General features: G+C 72.1%; 12 protein-coding genes. 7 read left to right on the top strand and 5 right to left on the bottom strand.

Annotation, left to right across the window (positions count from 1 at the left end):
- Positions 1-16: 16 nt before the first annotated feature.
- The 4 genes from uvrB to ACIPXB_RS11070 all read left to right on the top strand — a co-directional run bounded on the left by uvrB (position 17) and on the right by ACIPXB_RS11070 (position 5,969).
- Positions 17-2,161: an excinuclease ABC subunit UvrB gene (gene uvrB / locus ACIPXB_RS11085; RefSeq protein WP_401447465.1), complete on the top strand. Its 2,145-nt coding sequence runs from the start codon at positions 17-19 to the stop codon at positions 2,159-2,161.
- An 80-nt stretch (positions 2,162-2,241) separates the two neighbouring features.
- Positions 2,242-2,820 (top strand): TerD family protein, encoded by a 579-nt coding sequence (locus ACIPXB_RS11080; protein ID WP_401447463.1) that lies wholly within the window; start codon positions 2,242-2,244, stop codon positions 2,818-2,820.
- Positions 2,821-2,875: 55 nt separating this feature from the next.
- Positions 2,876-4,759, top strand: coding sequence for a TerD family protein (locus tag ACIPXB_RS11075; RefSeq protein ID WP_401447461.1), 1,884 nt, complete (start codon positions 2,876-2,878; stop codon positions 4,757-4,759).
- Positions 4,760-4,988: 229 nt separating this feature from the next.
- Complete coding sequence (locus ACIPXB_RS11070; protein ID WP_401447458.1) at positions 4,989-5,969, top strand: TerC family protein; 981 nt, start codon at positions 4,989-4,991, stop codon at positions 5,967-5,969.
- 51 nt (positions 5,970-6,020) lie between these two features.
- Here ACIPXB_RS11070 and ACIPXB_RS11065 read toward each other — a convergent pair whose 3' ends face one another.
- The 3 genes from ACIPXB_RS11065 to ACIPXB_RS11055 all read right to left on the bottom strand — a co-directional run bounded on the left by ACIPXB_RS11065 (position 6,021) and on the right by ACIPXB_RS11055 (position 9,021).
- The gene (locus ACIPXB_RS11065) at positions 6,021-7,313 is read right to left on the bottom strand and encodes an MFS transporter (RefSeq protein WP_401448251.1); all 1,293 of its coding nucleotides are present in this window, start codon (positions 7,311-7,313) and stop codon (positions 6,021-6,023) included.
- 348 nt (positions 7,314-7,661) lie between these two features.
- Entirely contained in the window at positions 7,662-8,318 is a 657-nt protein-coding gene (locus ACIPXB_RS11060) for an MBL fold metallo-hydrolase (RefSeq protein WP_401447456.1), read from the bottom strand.
- Between the two features lie 10 nt (positions 8,319-8,328).
- Complete coding sequence (locus ACIPXB_RS11055) at positions 8,329-9,021, bottom strand: maleylpyruvate isomerase family mycothiol-dependent enzyme (protein ID WP_401447454.1); 693 nt, start codon at positions 9,019-9,021, stop codon at positions 8,329-8,331.
- Positions 9,022-9,206: 185 nt separating this feature from the next.
- Between ACIPXB_RS11055 and uvrA the strand changes: the two genes are divergently transcribed.
- Positions 9,207-12,155: an excinuclease ABC subunit UvrA gene (gene uvrA / locus ACIPXB_RS11050; protein ID WP_401447452.1), complete on the top strand. Its 2,949-nt coding sequence runs from the start codon at positions 9,207-9,209 to the stop codon at positions 12,153-12,155.
- Positions 12,156-12,507: 352 nt separating this feature from the next.
- Here uvrA and ACIPXB_RS11045 read toward each other — a convergent pair whose 3' ends face one another.
- Positions 12,508-13,380, bottom strand: a complete 873-nt coding sequence (locus tag ACIPXB_RS11045; protein WP_401447450.1) for a carbohydrate kinase — start codon at positions 13,378-13,380, stop codon at positions 12,508-12,510.
- Positions 13,381-13,489: 109 nt separating this feature from the next.
- Between ACIPXB_RS11045 and ACIPXB_RS11040 the strand changes: the two genes are divergently transcribed.
- Complete coding sequence (locus ACIPXB_RS11040; RefSeq protein ID WP_401447448.1) at positions 13,490-13,915, top strand: Rieske (2Fe-2S) protein; 426 nt, start codon at positions 13,490-13,492, stop codon at positions 13,913-13,915.
- A 45-nt stretch (positions 13,916-13,960) separates the two neighbouring features.
- On the opposite strand, the gene ACIPXB_RS11035 is transcribed toward ACIPXB_RS11040, so the two are convergent.
- Complete coding sequence (locus tag ACIPXB_RS11035) at positions 13,961-14,893, bottom strand: hypothetical protein (RefSeq protein WP_401448249.1); 933 nt, start codon at positions 14,891-14,893, stop codon at positions 13,961-13,963.
- Positions 14,894-15,132: 239 nt separating this feature from the next.
- Here ACIPXB_RS11035 and ACIPXB_RS11030 point away from each other — a divergent pair, with 239 nt between their 5' ends.
- The gene (locus ACIPXB_RS11030) at positions 15,133-15,741 is read left to right on the top strand and encodes a papain-like cysteine protease family protein (RefSeq protein WP_401447446.1); all 609 of its coding nucleotides are present in this window, start codon (positions 15,133-15,135) and stop codon (positions 15,739-15,741) included.
- The last annotated feature ends 5 nt before the right edge of the window (positions 15,742-15,746 follow it).

The following is a 15,746-nucleotide window of genomic DNA, read 5'->3' as shown; positions in this document are numbered from 1 at the left end:
GCCGTACGGTGGACCCATGCGGCCCGTATCGAAGATCGAACGCACGGTGGCGCCTTTCGAGGTCGTCAGCTCCTACCAGCCCAGCGGTGACCAGCCGACGGCCATCGCCGAGCTGGAGAAGCGCATCCGTGCAGGTGAGAAGGACGTCGTACTGCTGGGTGCGACAGGTACCGGCAAGTCGGCGACGACCGCCTGGATGATCGAGAAGCTTCAGCGTCCCACCTTGGTCATGGCGCCGAACAAGACGCTCGCCGCGCAGCTGGCCAATGAGTTCCGCGAGCTCCTACCCAACAACGCGGTCGAGTACTTCGTCTCGTACTACGACTACTACCAGCCCGAGGCCTACGTCCCGCAGTCGGACACGTACATCGAGAAGGACTCCTCCATCAACGAGGAGGTGGAGCGGCTGCGGCACTCCGCGACCAATTCGCTGCTCACCCGGCGCGACGTCGTCGTGGTGGCCTCGGTGTCCTGCATCTACGGCCTGGGCACCCCGCAGGAGTACGTCGACCGCATGGTCCCGCTCAAGGTCGGCGACGAGATCGACCGCGACCAGCTGCTGCGCCGCTTCGTCGACATCCAGTACACGCGCAACGACATGGCCTTCACCCGCGGCACCTTCCGGGTCCGCGGCGACACCATCGAGATCTTCCCGGTCTACGAGGAACTGGCCGTCCGCATCGAGATGTTCGGCGACGAGATCGAGGCCCTCTCCACCCTCCACCCGCTGACCGGCGAGGTGATCAGCGACGACCAGGTGCTGTACATCTTCCCCGCCAGCCACTACATCGCCGGTCCCGAGCGCATGCAGAACGCCATCCGCGGCATCGAGACCGAGCTCGCCGGGCGGCTGGCGGAGCTGGAGAAGCAGGGCAAGCTGCTGGAGGCCCAGCGCCTGCGGATGCGCACCACGTACGACCTGGAGATGATGCAGCAGATCGGCTCCTGCTCCGGCATCGAGAACTACTCGCTGCACATGGACGGCCGGGAGCGCGGCTCCGCGCCCAACACCCTCATCGACTACTTCCCCGAGGACTTCCTCCTCGTCATCGACGAGTCGCACGTCACGGTGCCGCAGATCGGCGCGATGTACGAGGGCGACGCCTCGCGCAAGCGGACCCTGGTCGACCACGGCTTCCGGCTGCCGTCGGCGCTCGACAACCGGCCGCTGAAGTGGGAGGAGTTCCAGGAGCGGATCGGCCAGACCGTCTACCTGTCGGCCACCCCCGGCGCGTACGAGCTCTCGCGCGCCGACGGGTTCGTCGAGCAGATCATCCGCCCCACCGGCCTCGTCGACCCCGAGGTCGTCGTCAAGCCCACCGAGGGGCAGATCGACGACCTGGTGCACGAGATCCGCAGCCGCGTCGAGAAGGACGAGCGGGTCCTGGTCACGACCCTGACCAAGAAGATGGCCGAGGACCTCACGGACTACTTCCTGGAGCTGGGCATCGCGGTCCGCTACCTGCACAGCGACGTCGACACCCTGCGCCGCATCGAGCTGCTGCGCGAGCTGCGCGCCGGCGAGTACGACGTCCTGGTCGGCATCAACCTGCTGCGCGAGGGCCTGGACCTGCCCGAGGTGTCGCTCGTGGCGATCCTCGACGCCGACAAGGAGGGCTTCCTGCGCTCGGGCACCTCGCTGATCCAGACCATCGGCCGCGCGGCGCGCAACGTCTCCGGCCAGGTCCACATGTACGCGGACCGGATGACGCCCGCGATGGAGAAGGCCATCGAGGAGACCAACCGGCGCCGCGAGAAGCAGATCGCCTACAACACGGCGAACGGCATCGACCCGCAGCCACTGCGCAAGAAGATCAACGACATCGTGGCCACCATCGCCCGCGAGGAGGTCGACACCGAGGAGCTCCTCGGCAGCGGCTACCGGCAGGCCAAGGACGGCAAGGGCGCCAAGGCCCCGGTGCCCGCCCTCGCCGCGCACGCCCCGAAGCCGGCCAAGGGCGCGAAGGGGACGAAGGCCAAGGCCGGCGCCGTGGTCACCGACCGCCCCGCAGCGGAACTGGCCGATCTGATCGAGGAGATGACCGCGCGCATGCGGGCGGCCGCCGCCGATCTCCAGTTCGAGGTCGCCGCCCGGATCCGGGACGAGGTGAGCGAACTGAAGAAGGAGCTCCGACAGATGAAGGAAGCGGGCCTCGCCTGAGGCCTGGCCGGTAAGTAATGTTTGCGGCGGGGCCGCGGGCACCGCAGTGCCCGCGGGCGACACAGGAGAGGGGACAGCGCGTGACGGTCAACATGACCAAGGGTCAGGCCATCAGTCTGCAGAAGGCGGACGGAGGGACGCTGACCGCGGTCCGGATGGGCCTCGGCTGGCAGGCCGCCAAGCGCCGGGGGCTGTTCGGCTCCCGGACCCGGGAGATCGACCTGGACGCCTCGGCGGTGCTGTTCGCGGACAAGCAGCCGGTCGACGTGGTCTTCTTCCGGCACCTGAGCAGCGACGACGGCTCGGTCCGGCACACCGGTGACAACCTGGTCGGCGGCGTCGGCCAGGGCGGCGACGACGAGGCGATCCTCGTCGACCTCCAGCGGGTGCCGGTCCACATCGACCAGATCGTCTTCACGGTGAACTCGTTCACCGGCCAGACGTTCCAGGAGGTGCAGAACGCGTTCTGCCGCATCGTGGACGAGACCAACGGCCAGGAGCTGGCGCGCTACACCCTCGACGGCGGCGGCGCCTACACCGCGCAGATCATGGCCAAGGTGCACCGCGCGGGCACGGGCTGGAAGATGACGGCCCTGGGCAACCCGGCCAACGGCCGGACCTTCCAGGACCTGCTGCCGGCGATCCTGCCGCACCTGTAGGCGAAGCGGCACCGGGAACACGGCACACAGAAGAAGCACCGGGGGAGACACGACGATGGCGGCCGAGCTGGTCCGGGGGCAGAACCACCCTCTGCCCGACAGCCGGGTGGAGATCAGGGTCACCGCGGGCACTCCGGTGCTCGCCCTGGCCTCGCTCGGCGACGAGCAGGGGGCACTGCCCGGGCCCGAGAGCTGCGCGCACCCCGGTGCGCGCAGCCTTCCGGGGGTGGAGGCGCCCGCCGCCTCCGCCGACCGGCACCGCTTCGCCGTCGACCTCGACGCGGTCGGCGCGGGCGTGCACCGGATCGGTGTGCTCCTCGCGCTGCCGCAGGGCGGCCCCACGCGGTTCGGGGCCGTCGCCGCGCCGCACGTCAGCGTCGCCACCGCGGACGGCCCCGAGCTCGCCGGGTTCACCCTGACCGGGCTGGACGCCGAGACGGCCGTCGTCGCCCTGGAGCTCTACCGCCGCCAGGGCGCCTGGAAGGTCCGGGCCGTCGGCCAGGGCTACGCCGACGGCCTTCCCGGCCTCCTCGCCGACCACGGGCTCAACCCCCCGGCCGCCGCCGATCTGGCGGCCAGGATCCACGCGTCCGCCGGGGCCCCGGTGGCCCCCGTCGCACCCGGTCCGGTCCCGGTGTCCGGCGTCCCCTACCCGGGTACGCCGGGCCCCGCGCCCACCGGACCCGACCAGCCGCCGGCGCCGCCCGCCGGCCTCGGCGGGCCCGCCACCATCTCGTACGCGCACCCGCGCCGCGGCCGGACCGAACCTCCCCCGCCGGCGCCTCAGGCGCCGCCCGCCCAGCCGGGCGAGCCGGCCCGCCCGGTGGCCGGCGACGCCACCGGCTGGTCCATGGAGGAACGGCTGTACAACCAGGTCTGGGGCATGTTCGAGGACCTGGCCCGGGCCGCCGCCGCGTACCGCAGCGCCGTCGACTTCGCCGACACCCGCATGGACCGCGAGCTCGACGACGCGCTCTCCGACCCCCGCCACCGCATCGGCGGCTCCGGCAACGCCGCGCGCGACGCCGCCCAGGCCCGCCGCGACGAGCTGGTCGCCCAGGCCAAGGCGGTCCTCGACCGCGACCTCGCCCAGCTGACCGCCGAGACCGAGGTGGTCGAGCCCGCGCTGCCCAGCGCCTACGCCCGCTGGGACAACCCCGTCTGGCACGGTCACGGCATGCCCGAGCAGCCCCCGATGGCGGTACGGCTGGGCGATCTGCACCTGCCCGAGCGCCCGGACCTGCGGATCCCGATGCTCGTCCGGTTCCCGCTGGAGCGCGGCCTGTGGATCGACAACGGCCGCACCGGCTCCGAGGCCGCGATGACCATGGACACCGCCCGGCTGCGCCGCCTGGCCATGGACATGGCCGTCGCGCACGCCGTACGGATGCTCGCCGTCCACCCCGACGGCGCGCTCTCCGTCCACGTCATCGACGCCGCCGGCGCGGGCGCGGCCTCACTGGAGCCGCTGGTGCGCTCCGGGGTGCTGGCCACGCCGCCCGCTGCCGGGGCCGTGGGGGTCACCCAGACCCTGGCCCACCTCACCCGCCGGGTGGACCTCGTCCAGATGGCGGTCCGGGCCGGGGCGCCCGAGGACCTGCCGCCGGACCTGGATACCCGCGAGCAGCTGCTGATCGTCCACGACTTCCCGCACGGTTTCGACGACCGCGCCGTCACCCAGCTGCGGTACCTGGCGGACGAGGGCCCCCGGGTCGGCGTGAACCTGCTGATGGTCGCCGACCGCGACGAGGCCTCCGCGTACGGGCCGCTGCTGGACCCGCTGTGGCGCTCGCTGATGCGGCTCTCGCCGGTGCCGGACGACCACCTCGCGGACCCCTGGGTCGGCCACGCCTGGACCTTCGAGCCGGCCCTGCCGCCGGCGGGAAGCCAGGTGCTGGAGCAGGTGCTGGCACGGGTCGCCCACGCCCGCAGGTCGTGACCATTCACTGACCCGTCTTTGGGGTTCTCTTTACCTTGGGCGCCTCCTACCGGTACCCTTGGGGGCGCGGAGGGGAGTATTCCTGCTGTTTCCTGCGCGGCGTTCCCGTCAGTACGGACCGTGACCGGTCCCGGGGTGCCGGCCCGCGGCCGCGGTGCGGCCCGGGTGGAAGAGACCTCCGGCAGCGATGTCGCTGACCTTGTTGAGCCATCTGCCGGAGGCGTGAACCGTGGACGTTTCGTTGTATACCTGGGTGCTGACCATTGCCGGTCTGTGCATCCTCATCGGCGCCGATTTCCTGATCGGCCGCAAGCCCCATGACGTGTCGATCAAGGAGGCCGGCACCTGGACGGTCGTCTGGATCGTCCTCGCCGTCCTCTTCGGCCTCGGCCTGTGGTTCTTCGGCACCCCCCAGGCTTCCGGGGAGTTCTTCGCCGGCTTCATCACCGAGAAGTCGCTGAGCGTCGACAACCTCTTCGTCTTCGTCCTGATCATGGCGAAGTTCGCGGTGCCCTCCCACCTCCAGCAGCGCGTGCTGCTCGTGGGCGTCCTGATCGCCCTCGTCCTGCGCGCGATCTTCATCGCCGCCGGCGCCGCGATCATCGCCAGCTTCTCGTGGGTCTTCTACATCTTCGGCGCGTTCCTGATCTACACCGCCTGGAAGCTCATCCAGGAGGCGCGCAAGGACGAGGACGAGGACGACTTCGAGGAGAACCGCCTCCTGAAGTCGATCGAGAAGAAGTTCGGCGTCGCCGACCAGTACCACGGCACCAAGCTCTTCATCCAGCGCAACGGCAAGCGGATCCTGACCCCGCTGATGATCGTGATGCTGGCCATCGGCACCACCGACGTCCTCTTCGCCCTGGACTCGATCCCCGCGATCTTCGGCCTCACCCAGGACCCGTACATCGTCTTCACCGCCAACGCCTTCGCCCTGATGGGCCTGCGCCAGCTGTACTTCCTCATCGGCGGCCTGCTCGAGAAGCTGGTCCACCTCAGCTACGGCCTGTCCATCATCCTGGGCTTCATCGGCGTCAAGCTGGTGCTGCACGCCCTGCACGAGTCCGGTGTCCACGTCCCGCAGATCTCCATCCCCGTCTCCCTGGGCGTCATCTGCGGTGTCCTCGTGATCACCACCATCACCAGCCTGATCGCCTCGAAGAAGCAGGCGGCCGAGGATGCCGCCCGCCAGGACAGCGTCGACGCCTGACAGACGCTCCATGGCGCCCCGGCGCCCATGGCGTCGCGCGTCAGGTGCGGATCACGCGGGGGCGGCCACTTCGGCCGCCCCCTTCCGCGTCTCCACGAGCGCCGGATTCGTCTCGGGCAGCAGCGCGTAGCAGGCCAGGCTCAGCAGGGCGATCCCGGACAGGTACGCCGCCACGCCCCACGGCGGCCCCGCCCCGTCCGCCAGCGCCGTCGCCACGATCGGGGTCAGCGCCCCGCCCAGCACCCCGCCCAGGTTGTAGCCGACGGCCGCGCCCGTGCACCGGATCCGCGGCGCGTACAACTCCGGCAGGTACGCCCCCACCACCGCGAACGACAGCACCATCGCCAGCAGCGCCCCCACCGATCCCACCGTCATCCACAGCGGGTCCGCGGTGCGCAGCAGCGCCACGAACGGGAACATCCACAGCGCGGTCGCCGTGCAGCCCGCCAGGCACAGCGGGCGCCGGCCGTACCGGTCGCCGAGCACCGCGACCAGCGGTGTCACCAGCCCCTTGAGCGCGACGGCCGCCATGATGCAGGCCAGCATCACCGTACGGTCCACCGCCAGCCGCTCCGTCGCGTACGCCAGCGCCCACGTGGTCACCGCGTAGAACGTCGCGTACCCGACGGCCAGCGCCCCGCCGGTCAGCAGCAGCAGCCGCCAGTGGCCCCGCACCACCTCGGCCAGCGGGGCCTGGGCCCGCTGCCCCTGCGCGGCGAGCTCCCGGAACTGCGGGGTCTCCTCCACCGCCCGGCGCAGCCACAGCCCGGCCAGCGCCAGCACACCGGCCGCCCAGAACGGCACCCGCCAGCCCCAGGAGAGGAACTGGGCGTCGGTCAGCGTCGCCGAGAGCGTCAGGGTCATGCCGTTGGCGAGCAGGAAGCCCACCGCCGGGCCGATCTGCGGGAAGCTCGACCACAGCCCGCGCCGCCGCTCGGGGGCGTGCTCGGCGGTCAGCAGGACCGCCCCGCCCCACTCGCCGCCCAGCCCGAGGCCCTGCAGGAAGCGCAGGACGAGCAGCAGCAGGGGAGCGGCCACCCCGATCGAGTCGAACGTCGGCACGCAGCCGACCGCCACCGTGGCGAGCCCGGTCAGGAGCAGCGAGGCCAGCAGCACCGGGCGGCGGCCGTACCGGTCGCCGATGTGCCCGAAGACCGCCGAGCCCAGCGGCCGGGCGACGAAGCCGACGCCGAACGTGCCGAACGCGGCGAGGGTCCCGGCGAGCGGCGAGAACGTCGGGAAGAACAGCGGGCCGAGGACGAGGGCCGCGGCGGTGCCGTAGACGAAGAAGTCGTAGAACTCGATGGCGGTGCCGGCGAGCGAGGCCGAGGCGAGCCGCAGCATCGACGGGCCGCGCGTCGCACCGGAGGAGCCGGGGCCGGGGTCGGGGTCGGAGTCGGAGTCGGAGTCGGGGCCAGGGCCGGAGTCGGGGATGTCGGAGTCGGGGGAGCCGGGGCCGGACACGGGGCCGGCGACATGGGCGGAAGCGGAGGAGTGATCATCGTGCATGAGGCTGCAACTACCCCTTCCCGCACGCTCAGGAGGTGCGAAAGTCCATCCTCGACCGGAAGGAATGCACCGTATCCCGGGGTTGACGGACCACCACCGAGATCTCGCCAGCGCGCGGCCGCGCACCGCGGCCCCCGGCCCTCCCGCGCACGGGAGGGCCGGGGGCCGCGCAGGTGGTGGGGGTTACCAGCCGCGCTCGCGCCACTCGGCCAGGTGCGGCCGCTCGGCGCCGAGCGTGGTGTCGTTGCCGTGGCCCGGGTACACCCAGGTCTCGTCCGGCAGCTGTCCGAAGATCTTCTCCTCCACGTCCCCGATCAGGCTGGCGAAGGCCTCCGCGTCGCCCCGGGTGTTGCCGACACCACCCGGGAAGAGGCAGTCACCGGTGAACGCGTGGGGGTGGCCGTGCGGGTCGTCGTAGACGAGCGCGATCGAGCCCGGGGTGTGGCCGACCAGGTGGCGGGCGGTCAGCGTGACCCGCCCGACCGTGATGGTGTCCCCGTCCCGGACCGGCACGTCGGTGGGCACCGGGATGCCCTCGGCGTCCAGCGCGCCGGCGTACGTCCGCGCGCCGGTGGCGTCGACGACCTCCCGCAGGGCGCCCCAGTGGTCGCCGTGCTGGTGCGTGGTGACGACGGACGCGATGCCGTCGTCGCCGATCAGGTGCAGCAGGGTCTCGGGCTCCGCCGCCGCGTCGATCAGCAGCTGCTCGTCGGTGGCCCGGCACCGCAGCAGGTACGCGTTGTTGTTCATCGGGCCGACCGCGACCTTGGAAATCATGAGGTCCGTGAGTTCGTGCACGTCGGCCGGACCGCCGACCTTCACCGCTCCGCTGTACGTCATGTCCGCAATCCTAGAGCGGCGGGAGCCCGGGCAGGGGTCCGCCCTCGACGGCCAGCTGCGCGCCCTTGCGGCCGCGTCCGGCCAGCCAGCCCAGCAGCTCGTCCTTGGGCCCGGAGACGGTCACGGGGGTGCCGTCGGCGCCGCCGGTGTGCCAGACCCCCTCGCCGTGGGAGGGGCGCAGGGTGACCGGGGGCACGTCCGCGCGCCCGGACCAGCGGTCGGCGAGGAACTCGATCTCGCGGTCGGTGAACTCCTCGGGCAGATCGGCGAGCGTGTAGCCGATGCCGAGGTCCACGTGGTGCAGCTCGACCTCGACCAGGCGCCGGAAGGGCACCCGGGAGGCGCTGTCGGTGACACCGCCCCGCAGCTCCACCGTGCGGGACCAGTCCTGCGCCGGCTCGCCGGTCGCGAGGAACCGGGCCGCGGAATTCCGCAGGTCCGTCAGCTGTTCTCCGAGGGGCCGGCCGGAGCCCTGCTCGATGTCGGTGTCGCGGGCGGTCGCGCTCTCGTACATGGGGCGGCCCTCGAGGACATTCACGAGGGCGTCCGCGTTGCGGGCGAGGTGGGCGAGGATGTGGCCGCGGGTCCAGCCGGGGAGCAGTGACTCCTCCGCCAGAGCCGCGTTGTCCAGTTTCGCGACCGCGGTCAGCAGTCGGTCCGTGGCCTCACGTACAGATCGCAGGTCGTGCACATGATCAATCATGATCCGACCCTAGTCGCCGCCACACGATCGGGTGAAGCGCCCGACCGAGTGCCGAAAATCGAATGCGCGTGCTATACGCTCGGTGTTCCGAAGACTTCATCCGCTGCCGAGGTCGTCCCCCGGCCCCCTACCCTGGAACGGCCGGGGCTCCGTGCCCCGCTCTCTCAAGAAAGGTGCGGACCGGCGTGACCGACCGTCTCATCGTTCGTGGCGCTCGCGAGCACAACCTGAAGAACGTCTCGCTCGACCTGCCCCGCGACTCCCTCATCGTCTTCACCGGCCTGTCCGGTTCGGGCAAGTCCTCCCTGGCCTTCGACACGATCTTCGCCGAGGGCCAGCGCCGCTACGTCGAGTCGCTGTCGTCGTACGCCCGGCAGTTCCTCGGGCAGATGGACAAGCCCGACGTGGACTTCATCGAGGGCCTCTCGCCCGCGGTCTCGATCGACCAGAAGTCGACCTCGCGCAACCCGCGCTCGACGGTCGGCACCATCACCGAGGTCTACGACTACCTGCGCCTGCTCTTCGCGCGCATCGGCAAGCCGCACTGCCCCGAGTGCCGCCGCCCCATCTCCCGGCAGTCGCCGCAGGCGATCGTCGACAAGGTGCTGGCACTGCCCGAGGGCAGCCGCTTCCAGGTGCTCTCGCCGCTGGTGCGCGAGCGCAAGGGCGAGTTCGTCGACCTCTTCGCGGACCTGCAGACCAAGGGCTACAGCCGGGCGCGCGTGGACGGGCAGACCATCCAGCTCTCCGAGCCGCCCACCCTGAAGAAGCAGGAGAAGCACACCATCGAGGTGGTCGTCGACCGCCTGACCGTGAAGGAGAGCGCCAAGCGGCGCCTGACCGACTCCGTCGAGACGGCCCTCGGCCTGTCCGGAGGCATGGTCATCCTGGACTTCGTCGACCTCGCCGAGGACGACCCCGAGCGTGAGCGGATGTACTCCGAGCACCTCTACTGCCCGTACGACGACCTGTCCTTCGAGGAGCTGGAGCCGCGCTCCTTCTCCTTCAACTCGCCCTTCGGCGCCTGCCCCGAGTGCACCGGCATCGGTACGCGCATGGAGGTCGACCCGGAGCTGATCGTCCCCGACGAGGAGAAGTCCCTCGACGAGGGCGCGGTCTCGCCGTGGTCGCTGGGCCACACCAAGGACTACTTCCAGCGGCTGATCGGCGCGCTCGCCGGCGAGCTGGGCTTCCGTACGGACATCCCGTGGGCCGGGCTGCCGCAGCGGGCGAAGAAGGCCCTGCTGTACGGCCACAAGACCCAGATCGAGGTCCGCTACCGCAACCGGTACGGGCGGGAGCGGGCGTACACGACGGCCTTCGAGGGCGCCGTGCCGTTCGTCAAGCGCCGGCACTCGGAGGCCGAGAGCGACGCGAGCCGCGAGCGCTTCGAGGGCTACATGCGCGAGGTGCACTGCCCCACCTGCGAGGGCACCAGGCTCAAGCCGATCGTGCTCGCGGTGACGGTGATGGAGAAGTCCATCGCCGAGGTCTCCGCCATGTCGATCAGCGAGTGCGCGGAGTTCCTCGGCGAGCTGCGGCTCGACGCCCGCGACAAGAAGATCGCCGAGCGGGTGCTCAAGGAGGTCAACGAGCGGCTGCGCTTCCTCGTCGACGTCGGCCTGGACTACCTCTCGCTGAACCGCGCCGCCGGCACCCTCTCGGGCGGTGAGGCGCAGCGCATCCGGCTGGCCACGCAGATCGGCTCCGGCCTGGTGGGCGTGCTGTACGTGCTGGACGAGCCGTCGATCGGCCTGCACCAGCGCGACAACCACCGGCTGATCGAGACGCTGGTCCGGCTGCGCGACATGGGCAACACGCTGATCGTCGTCGAGCACGACGAGGACACCATCAAGGTGGCCGACTGGGTCGTGGACATCGGCCCCGGCGCCGGCGAGCACGGCGGCAAGGTCGTGCACAGCGGCTCGCTGAAGGAGCTGCTGAAGAACGGCGAGTCGATGACCGGGCAGTACCTGTCCGGCAAGAAGTCGATCGCGATCCCGGACGCCCGCCGCCCGGTCAATGGCGAGCGCCGGCTGACCGTGCACGGCGCGCGCGAGAACAACCTGCGGGACATCGACGTATCGTTCCCGCTGGGCGTGCTCACGGCCGTGACCGGTGTCTCGGGCTCCGGCAAGTCGACGCTGGTCAACGACATCCTGTACACCCACCTGGCGCGCGAGCTGAACGGTGCGCGGTCGGTGCCGGGCCGCCACACCCGGGTCGACGGCGACGACCTCGTCGACAAGGTCGTGCACGTCGACCAGTCCCCGATCGGACGGACTCCGCGGTCCAACCCGGCGACGTACACGGGCGTCTTCGACCACGTGCGCAAGCTCTTCGCGGAGACGATGGAGGCGAAGGTGCGGGGCTACCTGCCCGGGCGCTTCTCCTTCAACGTCAAGGGCGGCCGCTGCGAGAACTGCTCCGGCGACGGCACGATCAAGATCGAGATGAACTTCCTGCCGGACGTGTACGTCCCGTGCGAGGTCTGCCACGGCGACCGGTACAACCGGGAGACGCTGGAGGTCCACTACAAGGGCAAGTCCATCGCGGAAGTCCTGAACATGCCGATCGAGGAGGCCCTGCACTTCTTCGAGGCGGTCCCGACGATCGCACGGCACCTGAAGACGCTGAACGAGGTGGGGCTGGGCTACGTCCGCCTCGGCCAGTCGGCGCCGACCCTGTCGGGCGGTGAGGCGCAGCGCGTGAAGCTGGCGTCCGAGCTCCAGAAGCGGTCGACGGGGCGGACGGTGTACGTCCTGGACGAGCCGACGACGGGTCTGCACTTCGAGGACATCTCGAAGCTGATCAAGGTGCTGTCGGGGCTGGTGGACAAGGGGAACTCGGTGATCGTCATCGAGCACAACCTCGACGTCATCAAGACCGCGGACTGGGTCATCGACATGGGTCCGGAAGGCGGCTACGGGGGTGGCCTGGTGGTCGCCGAGGGCACGCCGGAGCAGGTCGCGTCGGTCGGCGCGAGCCACACCGGCAAGTTCCTGCGGGACATCCTCGGGGCGGACCGGATCTCGGACGCGGCCGCGCTGGCGGGGGCGCCGGTGAAGAGGAAGACGGCGGCGCGGAAGACGACGGCGGCGGCGAAGCGCACGCCCCGGACCCGCAAGGCCTGACGCCCCCGACCGGGGCCGTGCGGTCGGGGCCCGGCCCCGGCCCCGGGCCCGGCCCGGACGCCCCGCGCCTCAAACGCCGGCGGGGCTGGGGTGGTGCCCGGCGGGGCTCAAAGATCGGGGGCTGCGCCCCCGGGCCCCCATACGTGCGCTTCGCGCCCGTGCGCTCAAACGCCGCGCGGGCTGGACATGCCGCTGCGCGGCATCCCAGCCCCGCGGCGGGCACCCGTGCCGGGCAGCCTCCCCGCCCCCTGCCGTGCAACCTCCCAGCGCCGCCGGGCACCCTTCCAGCCCCGCCGGCGTTCGAGGCGCAGGGTACGGGGGCGGAGCCCCCGGGGCCGGGGCATGGTCCGCCCTAGGCGGTGAGCTCCGTCGCGAACGGGGGTTCCGCGCCCGGGCGGGTGCAGGTGAGGGCGGCCGCGCGCGCGGCGTAGGCCAGGGTGGACGGCCAGTCGACCGGGCCGCCGCCCGCCAGCCGGTGCAGCAGCGCCGCGTTGACCGTGTCGCCCGCGCCGATCGTGTCGGCGACCGTCACCGGCCGCGCGGCCGCCGTGTGCTCCCCGCCCTCCCGCGTCCGTACGGTCAGCCCCGCCGCGCCCCGGGTCAGCACCACCGCCCGCGGCCCGGCCGCCAGCCAGTCGTCCACGCGGCCGCCGAGCCAGGCGGCGTCCTCCTCGGACAGCTTCAGCACCGACACGTACGGCAGCCAGGACCGGAACCGGGCCCGGTACGCCGCCGGGTCCGCGATCAGCGCCGGGCGGATGTTCGGGTCCAGCAGGGTCAGCAGCCCGCGCCCCGACTCCCGGCGCAGCAGCTCCTCGTACGCGCTCGCGCCCGGTTCCAGCACCAGCGAGCACGTGCCGAGCGCCAGGGCCCGCGCCCGCGACGGCAGGGCGGGCGGCAGGGCGAAGAGCCGGTCCGCGGTGCCCTCGACGTAGAAGGAGTACGCCGCCGAGCCGTCCGGGGCCAGCGAGGCCACTGCCAGCGTCGTCGGCTCCGGCCCGCGCCGCACCAGCGACAGGTCCACGCCGGCCGCGCGCAGCCCGGCCAGCAGGGTCTCGCCGAAGCCGTCCTCGGAGACCCGGGAGCAGAAGGCGACCTCCGCGCCGAGGCGGCCCAGCGCCAGCGCGGTGTTGTACGGGCCCCCGCCGGGGCGGGGCAGCAGCGCGCCCGGAGGCGCGGCCACCGGCACGAGGTCTATCAGGGCTTCTCCGCCGACGACGATCACACCGCGGAACGTATCCCACCGGGCGGAGGCCCCGGTACCGCTCGTATCGCACCCCCGCCCCGCCGGTATCGTCGGAGGTCAGCCGTACCGCCCGTCCCGGGAGAAACCCATGCCTGCGCAGCCCGCCGCCCGCCGTACCGTGCTCAAGGGCGCCGCCGCCCTCGCCGGGGCCGCCGGTGCCGGGGCCCTCACGGCCTGCTCCACCGCGACCAACAGCGGAGGCGCGACCCCGCCGACCCCCACCGCCCCCGTCGAACTGGGCGCGGCCGCCGATGTCCCGGTCGGCGGGGCCAAGCTCTTCCGCCAGGAGAAGGTGCTGGTCAGCTGCCCGGCCGAGGGGCAGTACAAGGCGTTCAGCGCCCAGTGCACCCATGCCGGCTGCGTCCTGGACAAGATCAAGGACGGCGAGGGCAACTGCCCCTGCCACGGCAGCCGTTTCGACGTCACCACCGGCAAGCCGCTGCGCGGCCCGGCCACGGACCCCCTCCCGCCGGTGCCCGTCCGGGCCGAGAACGGCAGGCTGATCGCCGGCTGATCGCGGGCCGACGCCGGATCCCGCGCGGCGCGCGCGGCGCGCGCCTCAGTCCCAGTCCCAGGCGATGCCCAGGATGCCCCGGCGCACCCCCTGCTCGACCAGGTGGACCGCCCGGTGGCGGCCGCTGGGGGTGAGGTCGGCGAGGTGGCCGCGCGGCGCCCCCGCGGCGCTCTGCGCGAACCGGCGGCAGCGGACCGGCAGGGCGGCCTCGTCGAAGCGGACCTGGAGCACGTACTGGCCGCCCGGGTACGGGAAGCCGCGCACGTACTCGCGGCTGCGGCCGCCCGTACCGTCCTCGAAGCCGTAGCCGAAGAGGTAGGTGTCCCCGGCGCGCAACCGGGCGTCGAAGAGGAGCTCGGCGACGACCACCCCGGCCTCGTGGTGCCGGCGCACCCGGCCGGGGCGGCAGTTCTCGTACGCGCGGACCTCGACCCGGGCCGGCTCGCACTCCGGGTCGCCGTGGTGGACGGCCACGTAGCGGTCGATGCCGTCGCGGTGGGCCCGCACGACGTGCTGCGACTCGCGGCCACACAGTTCCCCGGCGGGGCCGATGCGGACCCGCTCGTGGTGGCCGACCGTGTGCAGGCCGCCGTCCGCCGGCAGCTCCAGGTCCGCCACCAGGGCCTCCACGGCCGCCCCCACGCTGACCAGTTGCCGGTAGGAACGGCCGGTCGTGGCCGGCCCGGAGTCGGGCGCGGAGCCCTGCGGCACCGCCAGCAGCCGGACCAGCGCCCCGTCGGGCAGGTCCAGGATCTGCTCCAGTGCCCGTACGGCCCTGAGGGACTCGGGACGGCGCGGCCGGCGGACCCCCTGCTGCCAGTAACTGAGGCTGGTCACCCCGACCTTGATGCCGCGCGCCGCCAGCCGGTGCTGCACCCGGTGCAGCGGCAGGCCGCGCGCGGCCAGCGCGCCGCGCAGCGCGAGGTGGAAGGGCCCGGCGCGCAGCGTCTGCGCGAGATCAGCGGCGGGGTCACCGATCGGCCGCACGGCGGCTCCTCCTGTGAACGTTCACGCGTGACGGGGCGGACGGCCGGTCCGGTGCCACCAGGGGTGCAGGTGGCAGGACGGCAGACGTTCACATCACAGTCTCGCCATTCACACTGCAATGTCACCGTGTATTGAAGCGTGTTGACCTGATCGCGACAACACCCTGATGCTCCTCCACAGCGTCCGGACGCGCTCCTCTCATCCCCACCCCCCACCGCGGGAGGAACGCGATGCGCAACCGAAGCCGGCGGCTCCCCCTGGCCGCCCTCGTCACGGCCTGTCTGTTCGCGCTGCCCACCGGCACGGCAACCGCCGCCGACGCCGGTGCGGACGGCAGAGCGGACGGCAGAGCGGCCCTGGCCGCCAAGCGGCTGAACATCACCATGCAGGCACAGCAGAAGACGAACTGGTGCTGGGCGGCCGGCGGCAACACCATCGCCACCTGGTTCGGCCGCGGCTACAGCCAGAACCAGTTCTGCAACGCCGCCTTCAACCGCCAGCAGGGCACCGAATGCCCCAACAACCAGGCGACCCTGGGCAACGTCCAGAACGGCCTGAGCTGGGCGGGCGTCAACCCCGGCTCGTACGTGACCGGATGGCTGCGCTATCCGACGGTCCAGACCGAGATCAACGCGGGCCGGCCCGTCGAGACCCGCATCCAGTGGTCGGGCGGCGGCGGCCACATGCACGTCATCTACGGCTACGACACCGCCAGCAGCTGGGTCTACTGGGGCGACCCCTGGCCCTCCAGCGACCGCTACAACTGGGCCTCGCACGCCTGGTACGTCGACAACAGCACCTTCTCCTGGACCCACTCCCTCTACCGGATCGGGGCGTGACCGCC

The sequence above is a fragment of the Streptomyces sp. NPDC090022 genome (assembly GCF_044748145.1).
Classification (GTDB): domain Bacteria; phylum Actinomycetota; class Actinomycetes; order Streptomycetales; family Streptomycetaceae; genus Streptomyces.
The sequence above is the reverse complement of the archived record's forward strand: the minus strand, read 5'-3'. Positions and strand labels throughout refer to the sequence as shown.